This is a genomic window from Natribacillus halophilus (assembly GCF_900100185.1).
GTDB lineage: Bacteria > Bacillota > Bacilli > Bacillales > Marinococcaceae > Natribacillus > Natribacillus halophilus.
Genome location: NZ_FNEN01000008.1, coordinates 107,286 through 134,218 on the forward strand (window position 1 = coordinate 107,286; position 26,933 = coordinate 134,218).

The 26,933-nt window shown below is 45.7% G+C and carries 24 protein-coding genes and 2 pseudogenes; 9 read left to right on the plus strand and 17 right to left on the minus strand.

The genetic code is table 11. The features are described 5' to 3' along the window. Positions 1–73 precede the first annotated feature (73 nt). From BLS58_RS10570 to BLS58_RS10590, 5 genes and pseudogenes are all read right to left on the minus strand, one after another. Positions 74–1,207, minus strand: coding sequence for a mannitol-1-phosphate 5-dehydrogenase (locus BLS58_RS10570; protein ID WP_090398710.1), 1,134 nt, complete (start codon positions 1,205–1,207; stop codon positions 74–76). Continuing rightward, the gene (locus BLS58_RS10575) at positions 1,208–1,639 is read right to left on the minus strand and encodes a PTS mannitol transporter subunit IIA (RefSeq protein ID WP_425433688.1); all 432 of its coding nucleotides are present in this window, start codon (positions 1,637–1,639) and stop codon (positions 1,208–1,210) included. It lies immediately after the preceding gene. Next, entirely contained in the window at positions 1,633–3,687 is a 2,055-nt protein-coding gene (locus BLS58_RS10580) for a BglG family transcription antiterminator (RefSeq protein WP_090398714.1), read from the minus strand. Before BLS58_RS10580 ends, BLS58_RS10575 begins: the two co-directional genes overlap by 7 nt. Positions 3,688–3,702: 15 nt before the next feature. Beyond that, positions 3,703–5,412 (minus strand): PTS mannitol transporter subunit IIBC, encoded by a 1,710-nt coding sequence (locus BLS58_RS10585; protein WP_090398716.1) that lies wholly within the window; start codon positions 5,410–5,412, stop codon positions 3,703–3,705. Positions 5,413–5,846: 434 nt separating this feature from the next. Next, positions 5,847–6,624 (minus strand): annotated as a pseudogene (locus tag BLS58_RS10590) (SDR family NAD(P)-dependent oxidoreductase). Positions 6,625–6,639: 15 nt separating this feature from the next. On the opposite strand from BLS58_RS10590, the gene BLS58_RS10595 reads away from it, so the two are divergent. The 3 genes from BLS58_RS10595 to BLS58_RS10605 all read left to right on the plus strand — a co-directional run bounded on the left by BLS58_RS10595 (position 6,640) and on the right by BLS58_RS10605 (position 9,177). Then, positions 6,640–6,861, plus strand: coding sequence for a TetR-like C-terminal domain-containing protein (locus BLS58_RS10595; RefSeq protein ID WP_245723142.1), 222 nt, complete (start codon positions 6,640–6,642; stop codon positions 6,859–6,861). Between the two features lie 22 nt (positions 6,862–6,883). Continuing rightward, on the plus strand, positions 6,884–7,927 hold the full coding sequence (locus tag BLS58_RS10600) for a C45 family autoproteolytic acyltransferase/hydrolase (RefSeq protein WP_090398819.1): 1,044 nt from the start codon (positions 6,884–6,886) through the stop codon (positions 7,925–7,927). A 266-nt stretch (positions 7,928–8,193) separates the two neighbouring features. After that, entirely contained in the window at positions 8,194–9,177 is a 984-nt protein-coding gene (locus BLS58_RS10605) for a ring-cleaving dioxygenase (protein WP_090398718.1), read from the plus strand. Between the two features lie 63 nt (positions 9,178–9,240). On the opposite strand, the gene BLS58_RS10610 is transcribed toward BLS58_RS10605, so the two are convergent. Beyond that, complete coding sequence (locus BLS58_RS10610) at positions 9,241–10,158, minus strand: DUF7916 family protein (RefSeq protein WP_090398720.1); 918 nt, start codon at positions 10,156–10,158, stop codon at positions 9,241–9,243. A 70-nt stretch (positions 10,159–10,228) separates the two neighbouring features. Here BLS58_RS10610 and BLS58_RS10615 point away from each other — a divergent pair. Next, a pseudogene (locus BLS58_RS10615) lies at positions 10,229–11,092 on the plus strand (alpha/beta fold hydrolase). A 50-nt stretch (positions 11,093–11,142) separates the two neighbouring features. Here BLS58_RS10615 and BLS58_RS10625 read toward each other — a convergent pair. The 5 genes from BLS58_RS10625 to BLS58_RS10645 form a co-directional block, all read right to left on the minus strand. Continuing rightward, a complete protein-coding gene (locus BLS58_RS10625; protein ID WP_090398726.1) occupies positions 11,143–11,427 on the minus strand; it encodes a metal-sensitive transcriptional regulator in 285 nt (94 codons plus the stop codon). A 62-nt stretch (positions 11,428–11,489) separates the two neighbouring features. Next, positions 11,490–11,696 (minus strand): copper chaperone CopZ, encoded by a 207-nt coding sequence (gene copZ / locus BLS58_RS10630; protein WP_090398728.1) that lies wholly within the window; start codon positions 11,694–11,696, stop codon positions 11,490–11,492. An 88-nt stretch (positions 11,697–11,784) separates the two neighbouring features. Further along, positions 11,785–12,057: a glutaredoxin family protein gene (locus BLS58_RS10635; protein ID WP_090398730.1), complete on the minus strand. Its 273-nt coding sequence runs from the start codon at positions 12,055–12,057 to the stop codon at positions 11,785–11,787. Beyond that, positions 12,050–12,853: a hypothetical protein gene (locus BLS58_RS10640; protein WP_245723139.1), complete on the minus strand. Its 804-nt coding sequence runs from the start codon at positions 12,851–12,853 to the stop codon at positions 12,050–12,052. Before BLS58_RS10640 ends, BLS58_RS10635 begins: the two co-directional genes overlap by 8 nt. 15 nt (positions 12,854–12,868) lie before the next feature. After that, on the minus strand, positions 12,869–15,289 hold the full coding sequence (locus BLS58_RS10645) for a heavy metal translocating P-type ATPase (protein WP_090398732.1): 2,421 nt from the start codon (positions 15,287–15,289) through the stop codon (positions 12,869–12,871). 338 nt (positions 15,290–15,627) lie between these two features. On the opposite strand from BLS58_RS10645, the gene BLS58_RS10650 reads away from it, so the two are divergent. Beyond that, positions 15,628–17,739 carry a copper-translocating P-type ATPase gene (locus BLS58_RS10650; RefSeq protein ID WP_090398735.1) on the plus strand — a complete coding sequence of 704 codons (2,112 nt, stop codon included), beginning with the start codon at positions 15,628–15,630 and terminating at the stop codon, positions 17,737–17,739. Between the two features lie 45 nt (positions 17,740–17,784). On the opposite strand, the gene BLS58_RS10655 is transcribed toward BLS58_RS10650, so the two are convergent. Then, on the minus strand, positions 17,785–18,306 hold the full coding sequence (locus BLS58_RS10655) for a CueP family metal-binding protein (protein WP_090398737.1): 522 nt from the start codon (positions 18,304–18,306) through the stop codon (positions 17,785–17,787). A gap of 372 nt (positions 18,307–18,678) precedes the next feature. Between BLS58_RS10655 and BLS58_RS10660 the strand changes: the two genes are divergently transcribed. Then, positions 18,679–19,554, plus strand: a complete 876-nt coding sequence (locus BLS58_RS10660) for an aldo/keto reductase (protein WP_090398740.1) — start codon at positions 18,679–18,681, stop codon at positions 19,552–19,554. 491 nt (positions 19,555–20,045) lie between these two features. Here the strand turns inward: BLS58_RS10660 and groL are convergent, their stop codons facing one another. Beyond that, a complete protein-coding gene (gene groL / locus BLS58_RS10665; RefSeq protein WP_090398742.1) occupies positions 20,046–21,692 on the minus strand; it encodes a chaperonin GroEL in 1,647 nt (548 codons plus the stop codon). A gap of 55 nt (positions 21,693–21,747) precedes the next feature. Further along, positions 21,748–22,032, minus strand: a complete 285-nt coding sequence (gene groES, locus BLS58_RS10670; RefSeq protein WP_090398744.1) for a co-chaperone GroES — start codon at positions 22,030–22,032, stop codon at positions 21,748–21,750. 237 nt (positions 22,033–22,269) lie between these two features. Here groES and BLS58_RS10675 point away from each other — a divergent pair, with 237 nt between their 5' ends. Then, positions 22,270–22,992, plus strand: coding sequence for a CPBP family intramembrane glutamic endopeptidase (locus BLS58_RS10675; RefSeq protein ID WP_090398746.1), 723 nt, complete (start codon positions 22,270–22,272; stop codon positions 22,990–22,992). Continuing rightward, a complete protein-coding gene (locus BLS58_RS10680; RefSeq protein ID WP_090398748.1) occupies positions 22,989–23,171 on the plus strand; it encodes a hypothetical protein in 183 nt (60 codons plus the stop codon). The genes BLS58_RS10675 and BLS58_RS10680 overlap by 4 nt, the downstream gene beginning before the upstream one ends. Before the next feature lie 57 nt (positions 23,172–23,228). Here the strand turns inward: BLS58_RS10680 and tatC are convergent, their stop codons facing one another. From tatC to BLS58_RS10695, 3 genes are read right to left on the minus strand one after another with little or no spacing between them, the layout of a single operon-like run. Next, positions 23,229–23,990, minus strand: coding sequence for a twin-arginine translocase subunit TatC (gene tatC, locus BLS58_RS10685; RefSeq protein ID WP_090398750.1), 762 nt, complete (start codon positions 23,988–23,990; stop codon positions 23,229–23,231). 12 nt (positions 23,991–24,002) lie between these two features. Next, a complete protein-coding gene (locus tag BLS58_RS10690; protein ID WP_090398752.1) occupies positions 24,003–24,191 on the minus strand; it encodes a twin-arginine translocase TatA/TatE family subunit in 189 nt (62 codons plus the stop codon). Positions 24,192–24,208: 17 nt separating this feature from the next. Next, the gene (locus tag BLS58_RS10695) at positions 24,209–24,841 is read right to left on the minus strand and encodes a redox-sensing transcriptional repressor Rex (protein ID WP_090398754.1); all 633 of its coding nucleotides are present in this window, start codon (positions 24,839–24,841) and stop codon (positions 24,209–24,211) included. An 83-nt stretch (positions 24,842–24,924) separates the two neighbouring features. Here BLS58_RS10695 and BLS58_RS10700 point away from each other — a divergent pair, with 83 nt between their 5' ends. After that, positions 24,925–26,862, plus strand: coding sequence for an ABC-F family ATP-binding cassette domain-containing protein (locus BLS58_RS10700; RefSeq protein ID WP_090398755.1), 1,938 nt, complete (start codon positions 24,925–24,927; stop codon positions 26,860–26,862). Positions 26,863–26,933: the final 71 nt, after the last annotated feature.

Genomic DNA, 26,933 nt, shown 5'->3' on the forward strand with positions numbered 1-26,933 from the left:
ACCCTAAAAGGCGAACTTGAATATCATCGAGAAATCGATGTATTTTAACCGAATTTCTGTTAGAGTAAACGGTTTAGTCTTGTAACCTCTCTTTGACTGCTATCGCTAATGGATGTTTTTCATCCAATCCGGATATGCTGCGAAAAGTCTCATACATGCCTTTATCATTGATCATGTTTTTCATTTTTTCACTTTCCGCATCATTCTCTGCATGAAAATGTAGCACATTTATGATCGTCCCGATCAAATACTCCGGGTTCTCCCCTTTTTCACATAACGCCTTCGCCGGTTTTACGAGGCGTTCATTTGCACCGAGCTTGCGAATTGGTCCGCGGCCTACGCGTGAGACAGTGTCTTGCAGATAAGGGTTTTTGTATCGCTCGATGATTTTCTCCATATACATCGCCTGCATACCTGCTTCAAAACCGTAATCATTGACAAGCAGGTTAGAGGTCTCCTTTAGCGCACCACGAACATGGGCTTCGATCCTTCTATCTGCCAAAGCATCCAGAACGCTTTTCTTTCCTGCTCTATAACCTGCATAAGCAGCGACAGCATGACCGGTGTTGACGGTAAACAGCTTCCGAGCCAGATAAGCATCAAGGTCATCTACAAACATTGCCTTCCCAAGTTGTACATGATCACCGATTAATCCCGACTTCTCTACGATCCATTCGTAGAATGGCTCAACGGTTACTTCAAGGACATCTTCCGACGCGACACTCGGCACGATCCGGTCAACAGCTGCGTCCGCAAATCCGACAACGCCTTCAAGTTCAAGCTTTTCATCATCTGACAAATACTGAAAAACCTCGTTTCGTAACGTTGATGTCGCTCGTATTGCATTCTCACAAGCAATTATGTTTACTAATTTTCCATCCGTACGACCTTTGATTCCTTTTGCAATGATCGGGGCAATCATCGGTAAAGCTGCCGGACCAACAGCGGTTGTGATGATATCAGCACTACGAATTGCTTCAAAAACTTTTTTTTCCTCTGTTTTACTATTCAACCCATTAACAGCGTTCACTTCATACGATGATTGTTCATCGGATGCAACATGAACAGTGTAACTACGTCTTTCCTTCAAAGCTTTAATCACTTCATCATTCACATCGACAAAAGTGACAGAATAGCCTGCCTGATGGAGGAGTAAACCGATAAAACCTCGACCAATGTTTCCGGCACCAAAATGAACGGCTTCCATTTACGTATTCACCTCGGAAAAGAAGTTCAGTACCTCTTCTTCACTGTTTGATCGAAGCAAAGCACGTATATTTTCTTCTTCCGAACAGGCAATTGCAATCTTTGAAAGGATTTCAAGATGGTCATCATCTTTACCCGCAATGCCTATGACGAGCTGCACAGGATTACCTCCCCAATCGATCTCCTGATCGAGAAGTAAAATTGAAAGACCGGATTCGAAAACCTCGTCTTTCGAGTTTTCTGTCCCGTGTGGAATCGCAAGTAAGTTCCCCATATAGGTTGATGTAACCTCTTCTCGTTCGAACATTTTGTTAACGTAATTCTTTTTTACATAACCTTCTTCAACGAGGATTTTCCCCGCTTCTTCAATCGCGCCCTCACTTGATTCAACGGATTTTTTTAGCTTGATGTTTTCAGGTTTTAAAATCATGATGGTCCCTCCCCTTTTTGAATAAACATCGTAAGATAATCGCGGCATTCTTTTTCAAGCATTTGCTTAACTTCTTGTTGATTTCCTTTCTGGAATATATCAGTCTGTTGTTTCGATCCAATTAAAAGAGTACTGACATAACTGATAAATTCAAGTTTATAACGTTCCAATGACGCAGGTGCAACCATGAGAATAATGCGTTCAACCATTTCTTTTTTATCTGCCATCGACATGAGTTTCATCTCTTCTTCTAAATCAATCAGTAGAAAAAAAGGCGTGACTGCTGATTCGGAGCGGGCATGATAGAGTACCAGTCCAGTGTCCGGGATCGCCAAACCACCGACTTTCTCCCTATTGCGAAGCGTAAGGGCAACGTCTTGCCAACGTGTAACGTATCCTTTTCCCTCAAGCCATTGCATACTTTTTTCAATGCCTTGCCATACAGCTTGTGAACTGAAGAGATGTATTGACTGCAAAAATGCTTTCATCATCGCACTTAACTCCGCAATATCATCGAACGGACTTCTCTCTATATATTCAGGGAATTCCTCGATATCCGTAGGCCTTTCCACTTGAAGCGAATCGATAAATAAGCGAATGACCCGAACTTCTTCTTTTGTGAGTACCGGGCTCACGTGAAAAGCGTTCCTTTCGTTTTCCATCTTCACTGTTGAGATGATGAGGTCATAGTTGTTCATTTGGTATGAGCCCAGTTCAAACATAGATACATTTGTTATGGAATTCACTTCAGGAAACTCCTGCTCAATCCGGCTTGCAAGCATCTTGGCCGAACCAATTCCACTCGGGCAAATAACAAGTGCACTTAGTTCCACAGAACGCTTACTCCGTTCTAGAGTGGAACCAAAATGAAGTACGATAAAGCCAATTTCTTCTTCAGGAATCAACAGCGGCGAAAAAATGATCTCTGCCTGCCTTTTTGTCACATTGAATAGCTCTTCATAATTTTGTTTTAAGCGATCCAGCAACGGGTTTGCGATCTTCATTTCCTGCCTGATGCGATACAAGGCAGGCTTTAGATGAGCAAATAAATCCTGAACCAACGAAGGGTCATATAACTTGACGTTCAGTTCCTCTTCCACCCCTCTGATCAATTGCTTAATTCGACCAATGAGTTCAGCGTTCACCTCTTCAAACGGAATTTCATTGGATCCGCTAATTCGTGCTCCACGTAAATGCATGACGAAATATCCTATTTCTTCAGGCGGAAGATCAATACTGAATGCCTCTTCCAGTGCTCGTCCGAGTTTAACCGCAAGCGTGTATTCCTCCATTTGTTCCAGTGCCTCAAGCTGATCTTGATCCATATAGATTGGCTCACCCTGGCGCAACCGTTCAATTACAAGGGTCGCATGAACAATGAGGGCAATCAGCGACTGGTCGACCATGTGCGGAAAATTTTCTTCTTTCACATGCCTGACGGTAAGTAGAACATCTTTGATCATCGCAGTATCAACGATGTTCAACAACCGCTCGATTATTTGACCCTGAACCTCATTATCATACACCGCTTCATAAATAGCCTCTTCCGTTAAATGACTCGATAAAACCCCACTCATTGCCCTCCGCTTATTCGTTTCCAAACCCTGTATTTCAATTCCATAACCACGTTTTCGAATGATTTCAAGGCTGTACGTCTCAAGCCACCGAGATGTTTTATCGAGATCTGCACTTACTGTAGCCGTTGTCACTCCGAGTTCTGAGCCGAGCGAAAACAACTTAATAGGTTCTTTTGAATTAAGCAACCTTACGAGCAGTAATCCTTGCCGCTCCTCTGTCGTATATTCTGTCGTTTCCATCGACTGTAAATAATTCAGCAATTCCTCCTTATTCCCCTGTAGAGAAATCGTTTGATCTTTATTTCGAATAAGATTGAGTCCAAAGAACCGAACGGTACGCTGCAATCCTTTAAGATCGCGTTGAATGGTGCGAACACTAACAGAAGTGGCTTCAGCGAGCTGCACATGCGAGACGTCATAAGATGCATGGACAAGTATTTCCAGCAAAATGCGTTCTCTGGCTGTGATGTACATGAAACCCTCCTTTTCTTATTTTTGCAAGCGTTCGACAAGATCTCCATATTTCGGACTGTTTAAGAAGTTATCGACGGACATGTGCTCTGCGTCCGGTTTTTGTTCTCTCGCTCGATCAGTAAGGTCTTTATGCGTTATAACAAGATCCGCATCATCGGGGATTTCACTTATTGCTGTATTCGAAACCTGAATCCCGGTGAGACCGGCTTTCTTGAATTTATCTTTCAAAAGCGAGGCACCCATTGCGCTTGAACCCATCCCTGCGTCACACGCAAAAACGACCTTATTGATCTCTTTTTCTACAGTTGAAGTGTGCTCTTCCTCTTGTTCATCACTGGTCAAGCCTTCAATAATTTCATTGTAATGAGGACTGTTCATAAAGTTTTCGACGGATACGTGAATAGCATCCGGTTTTTGCTCTTTCGCACGCGTTGTTAAGTCTTTATGCGTAATGACGAGATCAGCACTCTCGGGAATATTACTGATTGAAGTGTTCGTTATCTCTACACCTTCAATTCCCGCTTTCTTGATACGGTCTTTCATAATCGAAGCACCCATCGCGCTTGATCCCATTCCTGCATCACATGCGAAGATAATGGATGAGATGTCATTATAATTTTTTTGTTCCGGAGCAGTAACAGAAATAGCGTCTTTTTCACCTTTCATATCTTCCATTTTTGTTTGTGCTTCTTCAATGTTTTCCTCTTTGCCCTTGCGATCAAACTTAAGAATCGGTGCAGCAATAGCAAAAGATACAGCAGCCGCAACGAGTACAGCTAGGATTACTCCGAGATGACTGCCACTAGAAGCAAAAGCCAGTATCAAAAATATACTTCCCGGTGCCGGCACACTTGTAAGGCCAACTTCCAATAGTGTAACCATGAACACCCCGCTCATACCGCCTGCGATCAGTGCTACAATAAGTAATGGCTTCATCAAAACATACGGGAAATAAAGTTCATGAATCCCGCCGAAGAATTGAATAATCCCAGCACCATAGGAAGAAGCCTTCGCTGCTCCTTTCCCAAATATCATAAACGCAATTAAAATCCCAATTCCCGGTCCAGGGTTTGCTTCGAGCATGAACAGCATTGATTCTCCGAATTCAGCCACCTGACTGGTTGCTATCGGACTGATAATGCCATGATTAATCGCGTTGTTTAAGAATAGAATCTTTGCAGGTTCAATAAAGATAGAGACAAGTGGTAGAGCGCCGATGGCAATCATCGCATCCACCCCAGCGCCAAGGGCGGCTGTAACACCTTGAACGACAGGACCAATTCCAATTGAACCAATCAATGCAAGAATGGCTCCGATAATCCCTGCGGAAAAGTTATTGACTAACATTTCAAATCCAGTTGGAGTTTTATCCTCTATAGCCTGGTCAAATTTCTTTATGACATAGCCACCGAGAGGTCCCATTACCATCGCTCCGATAAACATCGGGATATCAGCCGCAACGATCACCCCCATTGCAGCGGTTGCTCCGACGACACCCCCGCGGAAATCATGAAGCATTCGCCCTCCGGCAAATGCAATTAGCAAGGGCAATAAATACATGACCATCGGATCGACAAACGCTTCCAACATGCCAATTTCGGTTGGCACAGCAATTGCCGTTAATATCCCCCAAGCAATAAATGCACCGATGTTAGGCATAATCATGCTGCTCAAGTTACTTCCAAACCGTTGAACACGTGCACGCACACTCTTTTTGTCAGACATATCTGAACCCTCCTTATTCATTCCATTTACCTTAAGTGTAGAGCGCTCGTTCATTCAGAACAACAAAAGGAAAATTCAATTCTGTCGCAGGTTTGACGACAACATTTCATTTGTTGAGGAGACAGGTGGGTAAAGTCAAAGAATAACTATTATAACCTTTATGTGACGCAACCATGAGAGGGATCAAAAGCGGTGGGCATGGAAAAACCTAGCTTGGGAAAACCGCGCCCAAGCTAGGTTATCACTACCTGCCCATTAACCTGCACTCATAACCGCGAATACATGAGACAACAAATCTACATGGTACATTTATATCTTTTTAACGTCGGTCAGGGCCCCAGAAAGCCTTCATAGAGATCTACATAATTAAGCAATGCATTTTTCATAAACTAAATTATCCATCATTAGAAAATATCCCCTACACCGAGTGTTTATCAAAGAGCAGTCCAGCCGCCGTCAATCACCATTTCTGATCCCGTCATGAAGGAAGACTCATCAGACGCCAAATAAAGAACTCCGTAAGAAATATCTTCCGGCTTACCTAAACGAGGCAATTGGGTTAGGGCCTTAAAATATTCTTTCGATTGTTCGTCAAGGTGTTCCTCAATCATCGGGGTCAAAACAATGCCGGGATGAACAGAGTTGACCCGGACATTTTGTTTCGCATACTCACGCAGCTTTCGATAACGAGCGCAACGCTCCTTTTGCTGCGGTGTATGGGCTGGTTCCGGTCATACCAACAAGACCGCCGATTGAGGAAATATTGACGACAGAACCTCCGCCCGCTTTTTGGATCTCGGGAATTGTATATTTCATTCCTAACACACAACCGTTCAGGTTAATGTCCATTACCTTATTCCACTCTTCCATAGTCATATCCAGTATGGTTCTAGGCTCACTCACCCCGGCATTATTTACAAGAACGTCAACCTTGCCGTACGCTTCCACTGTTCTTGAAACGACTGATTGCCATTCTTCCTCTGATACTACATTATGTTGTATGGCCATTGCATCTCCGCCATTTGATTGGATTTCATCCACAACTTTTTGCAACGGCTCTTCCTGTAGATCCGTCGCGACTACTTTAGCTCCTTCTTTTGCAAACAAGACAGCTTCTGAGGCCCCTTGCCCATTAGCAGCGCTTGTAATAATGGCCACTTTTCCTTTGATAAGTTTTTTAAGGTCGTTTTGGCAGAAAAAAGGATGCCTCATTTCACATCCCGTATGATGGATGTTATCGAGGAATTTGTTTCGGAAGGCATTTACGTGATTGCACCTGATGAAAATCAACTTGCGGTTCCCAAAGAAATCCTGATTGCGTATATTGTTTCAGCTTTTTGGGGCGTCATTGGATGGTGGCTGGAAAAGGACATGCCATATTCCCCAAAGTACATGGCTACAAAACTCATGCGCTTGGCTATCAAGGGACCCTATAGGAATGAGTTTTAATATACACAGAGAAATGAATATAATGAAACAGTTTTATAGCGATGTCATCCAATATAGAGGCACCCACTATGATTTCGGTTACTTCCAGGGTGAACGGCTTAAAAGCTCTCCCATCTTGCCTAACCGTGAAAAACAATGGGAGCCGAGGAAAAATCGTCATTTCTTGATCAATCCGGAAGCATATAAAGAGATCATGTCAACATTTGCACCAGCTATACTGAACGAGATCCACGGCCTTGCCGACGCCCTTCACATGGATATGGAAAAAGCATTCCGGCTCTTTGGCGGTTATTATTTGCAATATAATCGAAGTGGCTGTTCCATTTTCACCGATACCAACTTTATGGTTTGTAATTACGATAGTCATCCCCGGGGATATGAAGGACGTTATATATTATATGAGCCAACCGACCAAGGCCTTGCCGTCATCGGCCCGTCCATGCAAATAACCGGGCGCATTGATGGCATGAATGAAAAGGAACTCGTCATGGGCTATAATTTCACACATAGCAAAAAATCAGGTGACGGGTTTCTGTGCAATATGATTGGCCGACTTATTTTGGAGACTTGCGCAAGCGTAGATGAGGCCATTGCCTTGTTAAAAGACATTCCGCATAGACATTCGTTCAGCTACGTTCTTTTGGATCCTTCCGACGCATCCTATGTCGTCGAAGCTTCACCCAGAGAAGTCGCGGCACGAAGATCGAATGTTTGTACGAACCACTTTCACTTGCTGGAAGAAGAAAATCGTTATCGCCAGGAAGAAACACGTCACCGCGAACAAACGATACAGAAGCAGCAACAACATGCCATGAACCCCTATCAAGCTTTTAAAGTAATGAACGATCCAACTCACGGTGTCTTTTCCAAAAAATACGACGCAGACGCCGGGACCATTCACACGTCCATGTACTTTCCAAACGAATTAAAGGCATGGTTCGTCATTGGCCCCGATCGAAGACCCGTCGTTTTCGACTTTGCCAAATGGCTCCAGGGTGACAAAGTGATCGTCAAACGAATCAAAGGCGAACTTGAGTATCATCAGCCGTTTGTCAATATGGAGTGAAATTTATCTTGTCTTTAAGATTATGAGATATTATTATAAACTGTTCGCACGTCTCCATACGGACAAATCCAATGGATGAATAGTCAAATTGTCCGAATGGGAAGGTCATTCGGACACACCCGGGAGCGATCCGCAAAAATATGTCCGAAAGAGGCGTTCATACGGACAAACCGACTGAGTAAACGCCAAAAATTGTCCGTAAAAAGCGTCCATCGATGTTGGCCCGAAACCAGATAGAGATAATTCTAACAATGGAGGAATAGACCATGGAACATTTGAAAGGAATGCATCACGTTACAGCCATTACGAGCAGTGCCGAGAAGATTTATGAATTTTTTACGTATGTTTTAGGTATGCGTTTGGTTAAAAAAACAGTGAATCAGGATGACATTCAGACTTATCACCTATTTTTTGCGGACGATGAAGGAAGTCCGGGCACAGACATGACATTTTTTGATTTCCCGGGGATTCCAAAGGGTGCCCATGGTACGAACGAGATTTTCAAAACGTCCTTCCGTGTGCCGAGCGATCAAGCATTGGACTATTGGGAGAAACGTTTTGATCGTCTGGAAGTCAATCACAAAGGCATCAAAGAGCAATTCGGCAAAAAGACGCTTTCATTCGTCGACTTTGATGACCAGCAATATCAGCTGATTTCTGATGAACACAATCAAGGTGTTGCTTTTGGCACCCCGTGGCAAAAGGGGCCGATCCCTGTGGAATATGCGATTACGGGGCTGGGACCACTCTTTGTACGCGTTGATAACGTTGAATATTTCAAGGAAATGATGGAGAAGATCCTATTATTCGAAGAAATTGATAAAGAGGATTCATATCGTCTATTTGAAGTGGGCGAAGGCGGCAACGGCGCCCAAGTCATTGTGGGGTACAACACCGTTCTTCCGCAAGCACGGCAAGGATACGGAACGGTTCACCACGCGGCTTTCCGCGTCAATGACCGCGCGCATTTGGATGAATGGATGCAACAATTGCAGACATTCAACTTGCCGAATTCCGGATATGTGGAACGCTATTATTTCGGATCATTATATGCGAAGGTTGCTCCGCATATATTGTTTGAATTTGCCACCGATGGCCCCGGATTCATGGGCGATGAACCGTACGAAACGCTTGGAGAAACGTTATCGTTACCGCCATTCTACGAATCCCAACGTGAAGACATTAAAAAACAGGTCCGTCCCATTGATACAGTAAGAAGTACGAAGGAATTTAAAAAGGAATATGAATAATAAACTCTTACAATAAAAAGGTTATAAGACTGCCTACTTCTCTGGTTGGCCAAATCTTTTCATTTACCTGTTAATCGAACCCGCCATCCGGACGTATGTATGTCTTTTCCCGCGAATCGCTATTGAATAATCCATAATATTTTCCGGTACAGCCATGCCATGCTCCCCGGCGTCGCCGATATGATGAATATCAGCACCGGCCATTTTATTTTGCAGAGCGATTTGTTGAATCGTTTCCCTCGTCGCTCCCTCCTGGCTTGTGCCGATAGCTGTTAACGCCAGTGCGCCTTGTTCGTGGGCAGCTTGCACGAACGCCTCTGTCTTGGCAAGTGTCGTCCCCGGCACACTGCCGACAGCCGGAAGCAGGATAACGTCAGCACCCGCTTGCGCGAATTCTGCTGCCGCATTCTTACTTACGACCCCATCGCCTGACTCATTTCTCACACCGGCACCATGCATCTTGCCGGCAATGATCATGATGCCATCCCGGAAAATATCTTTTGCCTCTCTGATTGATTTTAAAATAGCTGTGTTTGTCACACCTGTTTTCGGATTGCCGGTCAAGCAGACAAAATCCACACCGAGTTCTTTCACCTTTTCCAATGATTCTCTGACTGCCGTTCGCCCTTTTGGCAAGGCGTTAAGCGTCTCCAAATGATCGGCGGCGGGATCAATCGGTTCCAAATTAATTCCGACCGGCCTGCCAACCGCTTTTTTCAACTCCGTGATCACATGCTGCGGGTTGTCCACCGAAAGCCCTTGAATGTTCGGTTGATCAACGTCAAATACGTTCAGTAAAATCATATCCGCACCGAAAGCTGCCGCATATTCCGCATTCGTCAAGCCGGGATATAATGGCGTTGTAGCACCAATCACCTCAGATAACATCACCCTGCCTTCTGAAGCTTCTATCGCTTGTCTTAACTGCGCGCCATTCATCTCAGCAAAATCTGAAGCCGTGCAATCCAGTAATCGTTTCATATTCCCCAGACATCCTTTCTATTGCCCTTCCTGTTTATGTTATTATAATATAGATACTGAGGTGTTCATAATGTATGCGCATATCAATGGAATTAAATTATATTTCGATGTGGATGGCGCAGAATACGAAGTTTCTGGCCGGGAACTCAGGCACAAACCCGCTTGCTTTGCCATCCACGGGGGTCCCGGCGGAAATCATGTTGCTTTCAAGCCTTACCTCGATGAATTAAAACAGACCATGCAACTCATATATATCGATCAGCGTGGCTCCGGTTTCTCGGAGGAAGCAGATCCAGATACATATACAATGGAACAAAATGTCGAAGACATTGAAAGTCTCCGGCAATACCTTGGTTTGGAAAAAATATGGATATTGGGGCATTCTTATGGTGGAATGGTGGCACAAAGCTATGCGGCTCAATATGAGCAGAATCTCTATGGATTGTTGATTGTAACTTCAGCAGCCACCGGCAAATTTCTGGCGCTAGCCAAAAAATTTGTTGAAACGCACGGCACAACAGAGCAAATCGCTATTTCTGAAAAACTCTGGGCCGGAGATTTTCAGAGCGATGAGGAAGTGGCTGAGTTTTACAGGCTAATGGGACCCTTCTACTCGGTGAAAGTTCAAAAAGAAGGCACGGAACCAAGACCGGATACGAAAAGGTCTTATTAAGCCTTAAACAAAGGCTTCAACGGTTTTATGCGCGAGATGGATCTGATCCCGGGTAACAAGCAAGTCACCGTTCCCGTCCTTGTCATTGCGGGAAAATACGATTGGATCACGCCCCCAAAAGCCAATGAAGAAACGGCTGAATCTTTTCCAAATGCATCGTACCTTCTCTTTGAACACAGCAGTCATAGAGTTATGAAAGATGAACATGAACGTTTTATTCGCGAGATTAACGATTTTGTTTCCCAACATCATCACTATTAAAACATAAAGTGCGGCCAACAGAGCACGCCTCCGTGACATCTCGTTATACATCACATCATGCGCTTCATGACATCCATCAATTCCTCAATGCTTTCTTCCTTGTTGCCTTTTTCGATCGCATTAGCGACACAGTGATGGGTGTGATCTTCCATTAGCACAACACTCACCTTTTTCATTGCCGATTGAATGGCTGTGATTTGGTGAAGGATATCCACGCAATACTTATCATCATCAATCATTTTTTGTACGCCACGCACTTGACCTTCGATGCGCTTCAAACGATTGAGTAATTCTTGTTTGTTCGGCTGAACCGTTCCTTTTTCCTGTGTTTGCATAAATATTTTCTCCTTTCAATTAGTGAATAGAGGTTGTGCATACATGCACAACCCCACTCCTGTTAACCTACGTCATATCCTTGATCTTCAATCTCTTCCGTAATGGTGTCTAAATCTACAGTGGCCGAATCAAAAGAAACGTCTACTTGCCCTTCATTTAGATGAACTTTCACACGGTCGACGCCATTGAGGTTGCCGACATTGCCTTCAATGGAACTCACGCAATGGCTACAAGACATTCCTTTAACATTTAACGTTGTTTCCTGCATGATACTTGCTCCTTTCTTGATCATGATTTGTATTTGAAAGAGTGCTGTTACAGATGACCACCTACATAACGATCCCTCCTTTTAAAAATCACATCTTTTGAATCAGTGTTTTGATTGCAGACGCATTGCGCTCAAACCCTGTAAAGACGAGTGGTTTTTTCATTTTTCCCAGCAGTGATTTTTGGCTGAAAACAAAACCCGGCACAATTTTCGATCCGGTCTGTTTTTTTAAAGCTTCTTCTTTCTCGGGTGCCTTGCTTACGTCATATTCCGTGTAAGCCACATTTTGTTCGTTCAAATATGCTTTACTTTCCTTGCAATCCGAGCAAAGGGGATGGGTATACAGTTCGAGTTCATACATGGTGGTCCCCCTCTCCTTCGTCTACCTGAAAGGTAAATGGAAAGGCGATAACACCGGTATCTTCATATTTAAATTCTGCCCATGCTTTATACAGCCCCGGCTGATCAATATGAGTTTCGAAAGTGGTGGCATGATCCGAAGTCGGGTGAACATGAATAAATGTCTCCGCGTTTTCATCAAGAATAACGACATGGCCAAGCGCACCCAAATAGGGCTCCGGCTCTTCACCATGCAAATCAAAATCAAGGTTCGCTGTATCGCTCGTGCTCAATCCTTCGGTCTCGAGGGTGACTGTCTTTCCATTGATCTCTTGTGTCAGATCTTCACTCGCCGAGAGAGAAGCCGAGGGACTGACCTGCTCTCCCTCGCCTACCTGAAGGTCATTAGGCTGAACAACATAGTTCCGATCTTTCGGGGCCATATCGACAAAGGCTTGGTAATGGCCGTTCTCAAGGTCTGTCGGCGCAGTATAGATGCCGTCCTCCGCGCGTTCCGGATGGAGGTGGATATAGTCTTCCAGATCATTGGAGACGATGATCAAATGCATCTCTTCTTCGTGGGTTTCTTCCAGCTCCGGTACAGTTCCGTGTATATCTTCCAGCTGAACACGTACCTCATCATCGTTATAGGTAACGTCGGTATGAACGTCAGATGCTTCGTCTGTTTCTTCAGCATTAGCATGGTCTGTATGCATATCAGTGCTCTCTAACGGGTTCTCACCCGTGATGGCCGTGTAACCGCCAATAACCACCGCTACATACAACACCCCCACGAGCGCCCAATATTTGATTTTCATGGTCTTTCCTCCTTGTTATCGGCTTAACTTCAACCGTTGCAAACGCAAGGCATTCAAGACGACGGATACCGAACTGAAGGCCATCGCCGCCCCGGCTACCCATGGGGCAAGCAGACCGGCTGCAGCCACCGGGATGGAAGCCGTATTGTAAAAGAAGGCAAAGAACAGATTCTGCCTAATGTTACGGAACGTTTTCGTACTGAGCTGAACGCTGTCAGCCACGCTGTGCAAATCACCGCGCATAAGTGTAATATCGGCGGCTTCAATCGCCACATCCGTCCCTGTTCCGATCGCCATTCCAATATCGGCAACCGCGAGTGCCGGTGCATCGTTAATACCGTCGCCAACCATCGCGACTTTTTTGTCCTGGTTCTGGATTTTTTTGATTTCTTCGGCTTTTTGTTCCGGGACGACTTCCGCAATCACACGGTCAATCCCGACTTGCTTGCCGATCGCTTCTGCTGTTTGCTGGTTGTCTCCTGTTAGCATCGCCACTTCCAACCCAAGGTCATGCATCCGCTCGATCGCGTTTTTGGATGTTTCTTTCACCGTATCGGCAACGGCAATCATGCCGGCATACGTGCCGCCTATGGCAATGAGCATCGCTGTCTTCCCTTCTTTCTCAAGAGCGGACATCTCTTCATCGGCAGATCCAATCGTAACAGATGATTTCTGCATGAGTTTTCGTGTGCCGACGAGAACTTCTTCTCCACCGACAACGGCACGAACACCAAACCCTGGCAGTGCTTCGAAATCTTCAGCCTCTCTCAAAGCAATCCCTTTTTCTTCAATGCCTTTGACCATCGCTTCTGCGAGGGGGTGTTCCGAGTTTTTCTCCACGGCACCGACAATCGCAAGCACCGTTTCTTCACTGAAATCGGGAGCCACTTCAACATCTGTCAATGCAGGTTCGCCCTTTGTCACCGTGCCCGTCTTGTCAAGCACGATCGTTTGGACGCCACGGGTGCTTTCCAGGTGTTCACCACCCTTAAAGAGTACACCATTCTCAGCAGAACGACCCGTACCCGCCATAATAGAAGTTGGTGTCGCTAATCCAAGCGCACAGGGGCAAGCGATGACAAGGATCGTAATGAGGGGCACTAACGCTGAACGTAATTCTCCGGGGTCGATCATGAAATACCAGACAATAAACGTCGCAATGGCAACCAACACAACGACGGGAACAAAAATCCCTGACACTTTATCAACCGTCCGTTGAACATTCGCCTTGCTTCCTTGCGCTTCTTCTACCACTTTCACAATTTGCGAAAGCGCCATATCTTTCCCGACTTTCGTCGCTTCGATTTTAAGAAGGCCATTTTTATTGATCGTTGACCCGATGACCTCGTCTCCTTGTTTCTTGTCAATCGGAATACTTTCACCTGTGATCATCGATTCGTCCATGGCTGATTGCCCTTCATGAATCATTCCGTCCACCGGCACTTTCTCTCCTGGGCGCACCATAACCGTGTCTCCCACAAGCACTTCTTCAATCGCGACTTCCATTTCCTCGCCATTTCGAATGATGCGTGCCGTTTTCGCTTGCAGACCGAGCAACTTTTCTATCGCTTTGCTCGTGCGACCTTTGGCACGTACTTCAAACAATTTCCCGAGGAGCACGAGTGTAATAATCACGGCTGCCGTTTCAAAGTAAAGCTCCGGCATCCCTTGTTGCCCAGTGACATACCATTCCCAACCCAGGAAGATGCTGTAGAAAAAGGCCGCCGTCGTTCCAAGCGCAATCAATACGTCCATGTTGGCACTTTTGTTTTTCAAGGCTTTGTAGGAGCCACTATAAAACTGGGCGCCAACGAAAAACTGTACAGGGGCTGCCAGAGCCAGCTGCACCCATGGGTTCATAAACATATCCGGCATATACAGGAAGGATGTAAACTCAAAGTGAGCCACCATCGTCCACAACAATGGCAACGTTAAAATTGCCGCAAAAACAAATTTGCCGGTTTGCTTGCGTATTTCTTCGTCTTTTCTACTCACCGTTTCTTCCCGTGACTGTTGCGGTTTTAAGGTATATCCCAATTTGCGGATCCCTTCCATCATATCTCCGACGGTGACTTGGCCTTCATCATATTCGACGGAAACATTCTCCATGGCAAAGTTAACCGTTGCCGAAGAGACCCCATCCATTTTCGATAGCTTTTTTTCAATTTTTGTCGCACAAGCCGCACAGGTCATGCCCGAGATGTCAAAGGTTTGTTGTTCATGAATCACGTTGTAGCCAAGTTTATCAATTTTCGCTTCAAAATCCTGGACATCCGTTTGCTCGGGATCATAAATGACATTGGTTTTTTCCATCGCAAAGTTCACATTTGCTTCACTAACGCCATCTATTTTTGCCAGCCCTTTCTCAATTTTCGACGCACACGCTGCACACGTCATGCCGGAAATTTGCAAGGAGGCTTCTTTCTGCGTTCCCATTGTTTTCTCCCTCCCGTTCATCATTTATGTTACGATACCTTTGTAGGGTATTTCAAGAGCAAAATCTTTACTTGTTACATTCACTCCCTCCAAAATCCTGATCATGGTGTCTGTAAATAATATACCATACCCCCATAAGGTATGTAAAGGCTTAAATTGTTTTCCGAACATAAATATTCACCCTTTGAATGATCCCATGCGTCGCCATGATAGTTTCCAAGCGCAGGTTATAAAAGTTTGACCCATGGTGAAATCTATACAGACAGGATGAAATAAGCATGTTTTACATATACCCTACACGGGTAATGGTATTGTGTGCTTGTAAGGAGGGAGATACAATGTCCGATAAAGATCATCACGAACAAGGACATCACCATCACAATGAGCATGACCACCATGCTCACCACGACGAAAGCCATCACGAACACCATGAACACCATGGGCATGACGATCATGCTCATCACGGCGGCCATGGTGGCCACTCCGGGCATGGTCACCACGGGCATGGCGATCACGGAGATATGATGGCCGACTTTAAGAAACGTTTTTTCGTTACGGTTATTCTGGCTATCCCGATTGTCATATTGTCCGATATGATCCAGATGTTTTTTAATTATACGGTTGCCTTCCCCGGCGATACGGCCGTTGAACTCATCTTGGCAACCATCGTTTTCATCTACGGGGGCTGGCCATTTTTAACGGGGCTTGTCAGCGAGATCAAGGATAAAGCCCCGGGAATGATGACCCTCATCGGGTTTGCCATCACCGTTGCGTATGTCTACAGTGCCGCTACGGTCTTTGGGCTTGAAGGAATGGACTTCTTCTGGGAACTGGCCACGTTGGTTGCCATCATGCTTCTCGGTCACTGGATTGAGATGAAATCCGTGATGAAAGCTTCCGATTCCCTTGAATCCCTGGTCGAAATGATGCCCCAGGAAGCGAATAAACTGGATGACGACGATCAGGTTACATCTGTCTCCGTATCCGAGCTTAAAAAAGGCGACCGTCTGCTTATTAAGCCGGGCGAGAAAATACCGGCGGACGGACAAATTTTAAGTGGAAAATCTTCCATCAATGAATCGATGCTTACCGGGGAATCCGAGCCTGTTGAAAAAAGTGAAGGGGAAGAAGTGATTGGCGGAGCCATCAACTCTTCCGGATCTTTGACGATCGAAGTGACCAAGACGAGCGATGAGGGGTATCTATCGCAAGTGGTGCAGCTCGTCAAGGAGGCTCAGGAAAGCAAATCAAAAACACAGATGCTTTCGGATCGCGCCGCCAGTCTGCTGTTCTACGTCGCTGTTGTGGCCGGCATCGTAACCTTCAGCACTTGGATGGCCCTTGGTGTGGACACAGAATTCGCGGTCACTCGGATGGTCACCGTTCTCGTCATTTCTTGTCCCCACGCCCTCGGACTCGCGATTCCGTTAGTGGCGGCCCGTTCCACGGGGATTTCGGCTCAAAAAGGGTTGTTCATTCGCAACCGCATCGGATTTGAAAGCGCCCGAAGGGTCGACACGATGATTTTTGACAAGACCGGAACCTTAACGCATGGAGAATTCGGTGTTACAGATGTTCTCCCGGAAGAGAGTGTATCCGAAGAGGAGCTTTTAAAGCTGGCCGCTTCGCTTGAGTCACAATCGGAGCATCCAATTGCTGCCGGTATTGTAGCGAAAGTCAACGAAGCGAACATCGACATCCCCCAACCGGAAAACTTTGATTCAATGACAGGAGCAGGCATTACCGGAAACGTTGATGGCAAGATTATTTCGGTCGTCAGTCCGGGTTATCTGCAAAGAGAAGGGATCAGCTATGACGAGCAGCATTTATCGAAGCTCTCGGAAACAGGCAAAACCGTTGTTTATGTCCTTCAGGAGCAGACTTTACTCGGTGCCATTGCCTTGGCTGATGCTGTGAAAGAATCCGCAAAAGAAGCTGTTGAGCGCTTGCATCAAATGAGAATCGAAACCGTGATGCTAACCGGAGACAACGAGAAAGTCGCCCATGAAGTCGCCAAACAGATTGGCATCGATCAAGTCATTGCCGAAGTTCTCCCGCATGAAAAGGCGGAAAAAGTTAAAGAATTGAAGAAAGACGGGGAACGTGTCGGGATGACCGGGGACGGCATCAATGATGCACCCGCACTCGCCAATGCCGATCTCGGCGTTGCCGTCGGCGCAGGCACGGACGTTGCCATGGAGACGGCCGATGTTGTACTCGTCAATAGCGATCCGCTCGATATTGTATCGATTGTCGATCTGTCAAGGGTCACTTATCGCAAGATGATCCAAAACCTCTGGTGGGCTGCTGGCTACAACATCGTCGCGATTCCACTCGCGGCAGGTGTGCTTGCCGGGTGGGGATTTCTGCTTGATCCCGCCGTCGGTGCGGTGCTTATGTCACTAAGCACTGTTATTGTCGCCATCAATGCCCAAACACTTAGAATGTAAGGATGATAAAGGGTTCCCAGGCAATATTGGGAACCTCTTTTCACACTAAGATAACTGAATGGTTGTTATACAAGTCGCGTCTCCTTCAAACGTAGATATTTCCGCTTCCGCTGTTTTACCTTCATACTCTATTTGAACTTGATATGTTTGGTCGCGAGGTAACCATAAATCAATGAACCCATTTGCCAACGTAGTCATCGTTTCGTCAACAACGACATGACCATCTTCATCCTGAATATGTACATCGAATTCCTTCTCCGGCAATTCCCCTTGGCAACCAGTTAGACTATGATCGGTACAAGGGTGTGTTGTATCAATATACGGTGCCATCGACACAAAGAATTCATCATTCGGGAGATCATACGCGGTATCGTTATTATTACTGTCAGTGACAAGCAGTTCTTCCGAAGTAATGGAGGCAGACACATCAGCAAAACTCCCAACACTGTACTCTTGCACCATTTTCTTGATATTCTCCGGTTCTCCTTCGTTTATTGTACTTTCGTCACAAGCTGCAACGGTTAAGATGAGTATTAGTTGAAGTACCGCCAATGAACCTTTTTTCATATATTTTTCTACCCCTTTTTCACCTCATCACTTGGACTTGAATCTTAATATATAAAAAGTGCAAAATATATGATCCTGGTCACAGGATAGCCAACAAAATAAAAAACCAAAACACCGTAAAATGATTTAAAAAAAATAAACTCATCGGTTGACCTAGAGTTAACTATAAGTAGTAAGCTTATTGTGTAAGAGAAAACGCAGGGAATGACTTATTTAAATTCGCGGCAAGCGTATTCTCTTGAAAATACGGTTTAAAAGAGAGACAGTATTATGGTATCAAAATAAAGCAGGTATTATTCCAGGTCAGTGAGCTAAAGTTGTTGGTGATTAAAGGCTTACCTTAATTACAATTAAACGAAAGAGGGTCATTAGATGATATTAAATGAAACGTATGCATTATCAAATGGCGTTAAAATTCCAGAAATGGGTGCCGGCGTCTGGATGATCGATAACGAGACAGTTGTTCAAGTTGTGAAAGACGCTCTTGACTCAGGCTACCGTCATATCGACACGGCCGCAGCTTATCTTAATGAAGAAGGCGTAGGGCGTGCTATTCGAGAATCTGATGTTGATCGTGACGATGTTTTTGTTACTACAAAGCTTGAAGGCGGCATCAAAAATTATGACGAAGCTGTCAAAGCCATTGATGAATCACTGAAACGCCTGGAAATGGATTATGTCGATTTAATGCTTATTCATAGTCCGCAACCTTGGGAAAATTTCCGTGATGAGAATAACCATTACTTCGAAGGGAATTTAGAAGCATGGCGCGCATTGGAAGAAGCTTATGAAGCAGGGAAACTACGAGCAATCGGTGTTTCCAACTTTGAACAAAAGGATTTGGAAAATCTAATTAATCATGGCAAAATCAAACCAATGGTCAATCAAATCCTCACGCACATTACAAATGTTCCTACCGACGTCATTGATTACAGTCACAGTCAGGACATTGTTGTCGAAGCCTACTCACCAATCGCTCACGGTGCAATTCTTGACCATCCTACTGTAAAAGACATTGCCAAAAAATACGATGCTTCACCTGCTCAATTAAGTATCCGCTATGTCTTGCAATTAGGTACAGTCGCATTGCCGAAATCCACCAACAAAAACCATATAAAAGATAATACTGCCGTAGACTTTACTATCTCTGACGAAGACATGAAAGCCCTCAATGATCTACCCCTTATCGAAACTTATGGTGAAGATGAGGATATGCCCGTCTTTAGTTCACAATACAAAAATAAGTAAGTCATACATGTTAACCACTCAGTGATTCACTGAGTGGTTAATGTTATCAGATATTACTTATTATAACCTTGTTTGGTCATTTACAGCTTTAATCATCGCAGACCAGTCGAGATCACTCAAACCGTTTTGTTTACCATATTCAAAATGCTCATTTGCTACATCAGCCACCGGCATTTTCCGATGCGCCCTTTTCGCTGCCGCTCTTTTATTCTTAATTTATCTTACTCACATACCATAACGAATATTATATGCATGCGCAAACAATTTTTAAGATTAATTTCTATAACTAGCCACAGACTCAAGATGCAGGATGTATATTTGCATGTCACAAATTCCCATAAAAAAGAAGCCGCTGATAAATTCAGCGACCTCGTGAAAAGGATGCAAAATTGATTTTCTGAGAAAAAGTATGCCAAAAATATGCCATTTGGCTACTTTTTATGGAGTTTAAAGGCTGTATGGTGCGGTGTAACAGGGTTTTTAAAACCTCGTTACATCATGCCGCCCATACCGCCCATTCCTCCCATGCCGCCCATGTCTGGGGCGCCACCGCCGCCGCCGTCATCTTCTTCCGGGCGGTCGGCAACAACAGCTTCTGTTGTGAGGAACATCGCGGACACGGAGGCCGCGTTTTGGAGAGCGTAACGGGCGACTTTTGTTGGGTCAACGATGCCGGCGTCAACCATGTTTACCCATTCGCCTGTTGCTGCGTTGAAGCCGATGCCGACTTCTTCGTTTTTGAGACGCTCAACAACGACTGAACCTTCCAGTCCTGCGTTTGTAGCCATTTGACGAACCGGTTCTTCCAGTGCACGTAGAACGATGCTCACACCGGTTGATTCGTCACCTTCGGCTTCTACTGCTTTTACGGCGTTATACACATTCACGAAAACCGTGCCGCCGCCGGATACGATGCCTTCTTCTACCGCTGCGCGTGTAGAGTTTAAGGCGTCTTCAATGCGAAGCTTACGTTCTTTCATTTCCGTTTCAGTAGCTGCGCCGACTTTCATGACGGCTACACCGCCGGCTAGTTTTGCCAGGCGCTCTTGCAGCTTTTCACGGTCGAAGTCAGACGTCGTTTCATCAATCTGTGATTTAAGCTGATTGATGCGGCCGCTGAGTTGCTCAGGCTCGCCTGCACCTTCAACAACGGTTGTATTGTCTTTCGTGATAACAACCTTGCCGGCACGGCCGAGTTGATCAATGCTTGCCGATTTCAGGTCATGACCGAGATCTTCCGTAAGCACCGTACCACCTGAGAGGATAGCGAGATCTTCGAGCATCGCTTTACGGCGGTCACCGAAGCCAGGTGCTTTTACGGCAACAGCGTTGAATGTGCCGCGAAGCTTGTTGAGTACAAGGGTAGCAAGCGCTTCACCTTCAACATCTTCAGCCACGATAAGGATCGGCTTGTTTTGTTGCACGACTTGCTCAAGCAGCGGCAATACTTCCTGGATATTCGTGATTTTCTTGTCTGTAATCAAAATGTAAGGGTCATCCAGGCTTGCTTCCATAGAATCATTGTCAGTCACCATGTAAGGAGACGCGTAGCCGCGATCGAACTGCATCCCTTCAACAACTTCCAGTTCAGTGTCCAATCCTCTTGATTCTTCCACTGTGATGACGCCGTCGTTTCCTACGCGACCCATTGCTTCGGCAATGAATTCGCCGACTTCTTCGTCATTCGCAGAGACGGTACCCACTTGCTTAATGGACTCACGGCCTTCAACATCACTGGAAATCGTTTGCAGTTCCTTGACAGCAGCTGCCGTCGCTTTCTCGATCCCGCGGCGAATGCTCATTGGGCTGGCTCCGGAAGTAACGTTTTTGAGTCCTTCCTGAATCATTGCCTGCGCCAAAACTGTGGCGGTCGTTGTACCGTCACCGGCGATGTCGTTTGTTTTGTTGGCCACTTCGGATACGAGTTGCGCACCCATATTTTCGAAGTTGTCTTCGAGTTCAATTTCCTTGGCAATGGTTACCCCGTCATTGGCAATGAGCGGAGAGCCGAATTTTTTCTCAAGAACGACGTTTCGTCCTTTTGGTCCCAATGTTACTTTTACAGCGTTTGCAAGCTCGTCTACACCTCGCACCAATGCGCGGCGAGCGTCTTCGCTAAAACGAATATCTTTAGCCATTGTGTATTCCCTCCTATTTGTCAAATATGTAGGCGACAATGCCTACGAAACGTTTTTACCCAACGACCGCGAGAATATCACTTTCACGCAAAATCAGGTATTCTTTTTCGTTGTATTTCACTTCCGTGCCCGCGTATTTGGAGAAAATGATCGCGTCGCCTTCATTCACTTCGGGAGCGACTTTTTCACCATTATCGGTTACCCGTCCACTTCCGACAGCAACGACTTTCCCTTCTTGCGGTTTCTCCTTCGCGGAATCAGGAAGGACAATGCCACTTGCTGTTTGTTCTTCTTGTTCCACTTGCTCGATGACAATTCGATCACCTAATGGCTTCAACAAGGAAAACACCCTCCTTTAAAATAAATTGTGAACAGTTCTTCTTGTTAGCACTCGTCATCATCGAGTGCTAACGCCACTTACAATGATAAAAGGTTCGCGCTTCTTTTGCAAGCCCCGTCCGTTGAAAATTTTTTCTGTTGATCTTCGTAGCTATGACATGAATTTGAACTTTCTGCGTGTTAGCCTTATGCTATGATACAATGTAAAAAGCCATTTTAATAAAAGGAGTCGTGCTTTTTGAGTTTACGATATTGGTTAGTGATTGTCACTTTTATAGCCGTGCAATTATTGGGCGGCCTTCTCGCGCTCCCGCTGATGGCATTCGGTTTCTCCTGGGATACGGCTACGACAACGGCTATTATTATTAGCTTTACGATCGGTTTAATTGTGATATGGTTTCTCATCCGCAAAGAACCTGATCCGTTGCGTAGCAAGCAAGCTCCTTTAAATGCAGGCTTGTCTATCCTTTTGGTCATCGGTGGTTTTTTTGTCGCGCTTATTGCTCAAGTCGTCATCATTGAATTTCAAAGTTCAGTCCTCGGAATCCAGCCGGAATCCGAAAACACAGAACTGATTCTCGATATTATGAGCGAGAACATTTGGATGATCGTGACCGTTGCCTTGATCGGCCCCATTATTGAAGAAATAGTGTTTCGGCAGGCGATCTTCGGACATCTTTATAGAAAGATGAACTTCTTTTGGGCCGGACTTATCAGCTCGGTGATCTTCGCCGTGATTCATCTGGATTTTTCGCACATGCTCGTATACATGGTGCTAGGCTTTCTGTTTGCCTATTTATACGCCCTATCAAAACGGATTATCGTTCCGATTCTTGCCCATGTGCTGATGAACGCATTTGCCTCCCTTCCCGTTCTCCTTGGTATTGACCCCGAGGATGTCGAACAAATGGAAGAGAGTCTGCAGATGATTACCGGGCTGTTGGGAGCCTTGATTCCATGATAATGGGATTTGCCTATACTTTTGTCGGAACTTTGTTTGTCGGCTTCGCGATCATTCATGTCCAGCTGCAGGGCTGGGGCATCATTCCTTACCTTTTTCTCGGCTTGGCTGCCCTCGACTATATCATTGCCTGGAACACCTTTAAAAAAAGGACGAACGACAAGCAAGGCCAACAATAAAGCGAAGTAAATAAAAAAGAGTGTCGAGGAGTTGAATACCTCACACTCTTTTTTTATCTACATCTGATTTTCCGCCATCTCCCTTTGCCTGGCGGCATCTTCTCTCATCCGCTTCCTAAACGCATAACGGGAGATAACGACACTCAGTTCATACAACAAAAATAACGGCACCGTAACAATCAGGTGTGACACAAGTTCAGGCGGGGTAATGAAAGCCGCGATCACAAGCAATGCAAAATAAGCGTATTTCCGAATGCGAGTTAAGAACATGGGCGTTATCAGCCCTAGTCGAGTAAGAAACATCACAACAACCGGGAGTTGAAAAATAAACCCAAACGGCAATGTCAGGCGAAACAGGAAGGAAAAATATTCATTAATCCCATATTGCTCTGTAATGTTGAGGCGCTCGGCAAGATCCCCGAGAAAATCCATAATATATGGCAAAAGGACATAAAAAGAAAACGCGATCCCTCCCAAAAACAGTACCGTTGCTATTGGAATATAGGAAAGCGTGATCTTTCGCTCTTTTTCAGCAAGCCCCGGGGCTATAAACGCCCAAACCTGATATAAAATCACCGGCAGCACAAGAATGATCGAGATAAAGAAAGCAAAATTTATATACACTCGCAACGGATCCGTTAATTGAAACGCGTTCATCGGAAAATCCTGCGCTTCCGGAATGCTTTGCAAGTATTCTACGACCGTCGGTGCCAGGAAAAACCCGACACCCAAGCCCACTACAAGAAATAAGGCGCTAAAAATCAATCGTTTCCGTAACTCTTCAAAATGGGCACGGAACGTCATATCCCGTTGATTCATCGAATACCCATCCTATCTATCGTAATCCTTGTTCTCTTTCTTCTCTTCAGAATGATGGTCTGTCAGTCCTTTTGTGGCACTTTTGAATTCCCGCAACGTCTTCCCGGCGACTTTTCCCATTTCCGGTAACTTATTCGGTCCGAACAGGAACAGCGCGACGATGATGATTAAAATAAGGCTCGGTCCGCCTATACCACCCATTGTGAATGCCTCCTTATCTATAGTGGATAATGCTTTAGGAAATAAACGAGCGATTGCAATTCAACCGATAAATCAATGTGATGTACCCGTATATGTGGGGGTACAGTTATACGGGACGATGTAAAGTTTAAAATCCCTTCAACCGGTGTATGCGCAAGCTGATCGGCCACCACTTGTGCAGCTGATGACGGAACGGCGATAATCGCCACCCGTGTCGACTCGTCCACTTCCGTTTTCAACGCGTCCATATCCATGACGGGCACCCCGCCGATGTCTTTCCCGACTATCGTCTCGTTCGTATCAAACGCTTTGACGATATGGATATTATTGTTCTTGGCGAAATTATAATTCAGCAGCGCTTTTCCCAGATTCCCAACCCCGATGAGAATAACGGGGGTTACCTCATCCTGGTCCAACGTTTTTCGAAAAAAAGCGAGCAGACGCTGGACATCATATCCATACCCTTTACGTCCGAGTGCGCCAAAATGGGAAAAATCTCGACGAATCGTCGCGGAGTCAATTTTGACAGCGCGGCTCAATTCGGTTGACGACACTCTCATCTTACCCGAAGTGTATAAATATTCCAGATAACGATAATAAAGCGGCAGCCTTTTCGCGGTTGCCTGCGGAATTTTTTGCTGTCCGTCCATGAAAAGCCTCCACTTTTTCTACCTTTCTTTAGTATAACATGTTTGCTACACTTGTCATTACCGGAGCGTAAAGGATGAATCCAATGATTATTTTACAATGTGATCGCATAACGAAATCTTTTGGTGCAGAACAGATTTTACAAGATATAAAGATGGAAATCAAAAACGGGGAGCGGGTTGCGCTCGTCGGTCGCAACGGGAGCGGGAAAACAACATTGCTTAACATTATGACCGGTCAGGAACCCTACGACAGCGGCTCTATCATGATGCCGAAATCACACACGATGGGGTTTCTCGCCCAGGATACCGGCCTTGAATCCACCCGTACGATCTGGAACGAACTGCTGACGGTCTTCTCGTCTCTTCGCGAGATCGAAGCGGACATCCGCGAGCTGGAAATGAAGATGGCCGACCCCTCCGTCTATGAAAACGATAAAATATATGAATCCGTCGTTAATGAATACGATGAAAAGCTTGAATATTTCAGGGTCTCCGGCGGCTATCAGTACGAGGCTGATATGCGCGGTATCCTTTCGGGGCTGAATTTCGATCATCTCTCCTATGACTTGCCGGTCTCGTCATTAAGCGGCGGTCAGAAGACGCGTCTCGCCCTCGGGAAACTATTACTTTCCAAACCGGACCTTCTTATTCTGGACGAGCCGACCAACCATCTGGACATCGAAACGTTAACATGGCTGGAAAATTACTTGAACGGTTATGAAGGCGCCGTCTTGATCGTCTCCCACGATCGCTACTTTTTGGATAAAATCGTCACGAAAGTGTACGAAATCGCTCATACGAAAGCCACGTTGTATCACGGCAACTACAGTCAATTCCTGGAGAAACGGGCTAAAGACGTGGGGCTCCAGCAGAAGGCGTATGACAAACAACAAGATGAAATTGCGCAAATGGAAACGTTCATTGCCAAAAACATCGCCCGTGCTTCTACGTCAAAACGGGCGCAAAGCCGGCGCAAACAGCTGGAAAACATGGAGCGGGTCGAAGCGCCTCTCGCGGATCCCAAAAGCGCGTCGATGTCTTTTGAAATCGCACAGGCGAGTGGTAACGACGTGCTTTCCGCGCATAGGCTTACATTTTCTTACCCCGGGAATGATCCTCTGTTCAGTGATATCGACCTGGCTGTGAACAAAGGAGAAAACGTCGCGATCATTGGCCCTAACGGCACAGGTAAAACGACTTTCCTTAAAATTCTCGGCGATCGACTCGAAGCTTCTGCAGGAGAGGTTCACTACGGAAGCAAAGTCACCGTCGGCTATTATGACCAGGAGCAAACGCAGCTCAACCCGAAAAAGACAGCGCTCGATGAATTGTGGGATGAGCACCCACGCATCATAGAAAAAGAAATTCGCGCGGTGTTGGGACGGTTTCTTTTCAGTGGAGAGGATGTGTATAAACTTGTCCACAATCTCAGCGGCGGTGAAAAAGCGCGGCTCACCCTTGCCAAACTGATGATGCAAAAAGCCAACCTGCTCCTTTTCGATGAACCGACGAACCACCTCGATCTTGATAGCAAAGAAATTCTGGAAGGGGCTCTTCTTGAGTATCCGGGGACGATGGTGTTCATTTCACATGACCGGTATTTCCTAAACCGGATGTCCACACGCACCATCGAATTTTCCCGGGAGCAACAATTGCATACCTACCTCGGCAACTACGATTACTATTTGGAAAAGAAAGCGGAGGAAAAGGAACGGGCTCTCCTGCAAACCGAATCAACAAAAGCACCTGCCACCGAAAGTTCGGATAAAAGCGCATTTGAACAGGACAAAGAGGACAAAAAAGCGGCGCGCAGGCGCCGCCGGGACATCGAAGCCACCGAGGAAAAGATCAGCCAACTCGAAGAAGAAACGGAAGCCCTGCAATCATCACTGCTTGACCCTGATATCTACGAAGACTTCCCCCGTGCCGCCCGTATTCAGGAAGACATCGAGGAGAAGGAAGCGGAATTGGAACGACTCATGGATCACTGGGAAACATTGCAGCTAGAGGACTCCGAATGAATGATCGGGCTTTCCACAGTTTCCACAGAGTTATGCACAAATGATCCCCTGATCAGGCGGTTATCCTAGGG

Bases quoted from the DNA above. Each gene is read 5' to 3' on its own strand.
- BLS58_RS10635 (WP_090398730.1), bottom strand. From the start codon at position 12,057: ATGTATGAACTCGAACTGTATACCCATCCCCTTTGCTCGGATTGCAAG.
- tatC (WP_090398750.1), bottom strand. From the start codon at position 23,990: ATGAATCAACGGGATATGACGTTCCGTGCCCATTTTGAAGAGTTACGG.
- BLS58_RS10580 (WP_090398714.1), bottom strand. From the start codon at position 3,687: ATGTACATCACAGCCAGAGAACGCATTTTGCTGGAAATACTTGTCCAT.
- BLS58_RS10690 (WP_090398752.1), bottom strand. From the start codon at position 24,191: ATGGGTGGTATAGGCGGACCGAGCCTTATTTTAATCATCATCGTCGCG.
- BLS58_RS10660 (WP_090398740.1), top strand. From the start codon at position 18,679: ATGATATTAAATGAAACGTATGCATTATCAAATGGCGTTAAAATTCCA.
- BLS58_RS10700 (WP_090398755.1), top strand. From the start codon at position 24,925: ATGATTATTTTACAATGTGATCGCATAACGAAATCTTTTGGTGCAGAA.
- BLS58_RS10625 (WP_090398726.1), bottom strand. From the start codon at position 11,427: ATGCAAACACAGGAAAAAGGAACGGTTCAGCCGAACAAACAAGAATTA.
- BLS58_RS10600 (WP_090398819.1), top strand. From the start codon at position 6,884: ATGAAACAGTTTTATAGCGATGTCATCCAATATAGAGGCACCCACTAT.
- BLS58_RS10655 (WP_090398737.1), bottom strand. From the start codon at position 18,306: ATGAAAAAAGGTTCATTGGCGGTACTTCAACTAATACTCATCTTAACC.
- BLS58_RS10695 (WP_090398754.1), bottom strand. From the start codon at position 24,841: ATGGACGGACAGCAAAAAATTCCGCAGGCAACCGCGAAAAGGCTGCCG.
- BLS58_RS10645 (WP_090398732.1), bottom strand. From the start codon at position 15,289: ATGGGAACGCAGAAAGAAGCCTCCTTGCAAATTTCCGGCATGACGTGT.
- groL (WP_090398742.1), bottom strand. From the start codon at position 21,692: ATGGCTAAAGATATTCGTTTTAGCGAAGACGCTCGCCGCGCATTGGTG.
- BLS58_RS10595 (WP_245723142.1), top strand. From the start codon at position 6,640: ATGGATGTTATCGAGGAATTTGTTTCGGAAGGCATTTACGTGATTGCA.
- BLS58_RS10640 (WP_245723139.1), bottom strand. From the start codon at position 12,853: ATGAAAATCAAATATTGGGCGCTCGTGGGGGTGTTGTATGTAGCGGTG.
- BLS58_RS10570 (WP_090398710.1), bottom strand. From the start codon at position 1,207: ATGGAAGCCGTTCATTTTGGTGCCGGAAACATTGGTCGAGGTTTTATC.
- BLS58_RS10650 (WP_090398735.1), top strand. From the start codon at position 15,628: ATGTCCGATAAAGATCATCACGAACAAGGACATCACCATCACAATGAG.
- copZ (WP_090398728.1), bottom strand. From the start codon at position 11,696: ATGCAGGAAACAACGTTAAATGTTAAAGGAATGTCTTGTAGCCATTGC.
- BLS58_RS10585 (WP_090398716.1), bottom strand. From the start codon at position 5,412: ATGTCTGACAAAAAGAGTGTGCGTGCACGTGTTCAACGGTTTGGAAGT.
- BLS58_RS10605 (WP_090398718.1), top strand. From the start codon at position 8,194: ATGGAACATTTGAAAGGAATGCATCACGTTACAGCCATTACGAGCAGT.
- BLS58_RS10680 (WP_090398748.1), top strand. From the start codon at position 22,989: ATGATAATGGGATTTGCCTATACTTTTGTCGGAACTTTGTTTGTCGGC.
- BLS58_RS10610 (WP_090398720.1), bottom strand. From the start codon at position 10,158: ATGAAACGATTACTGGATTGCACGGCTTCAGATTTTGCTGAGATGAAT.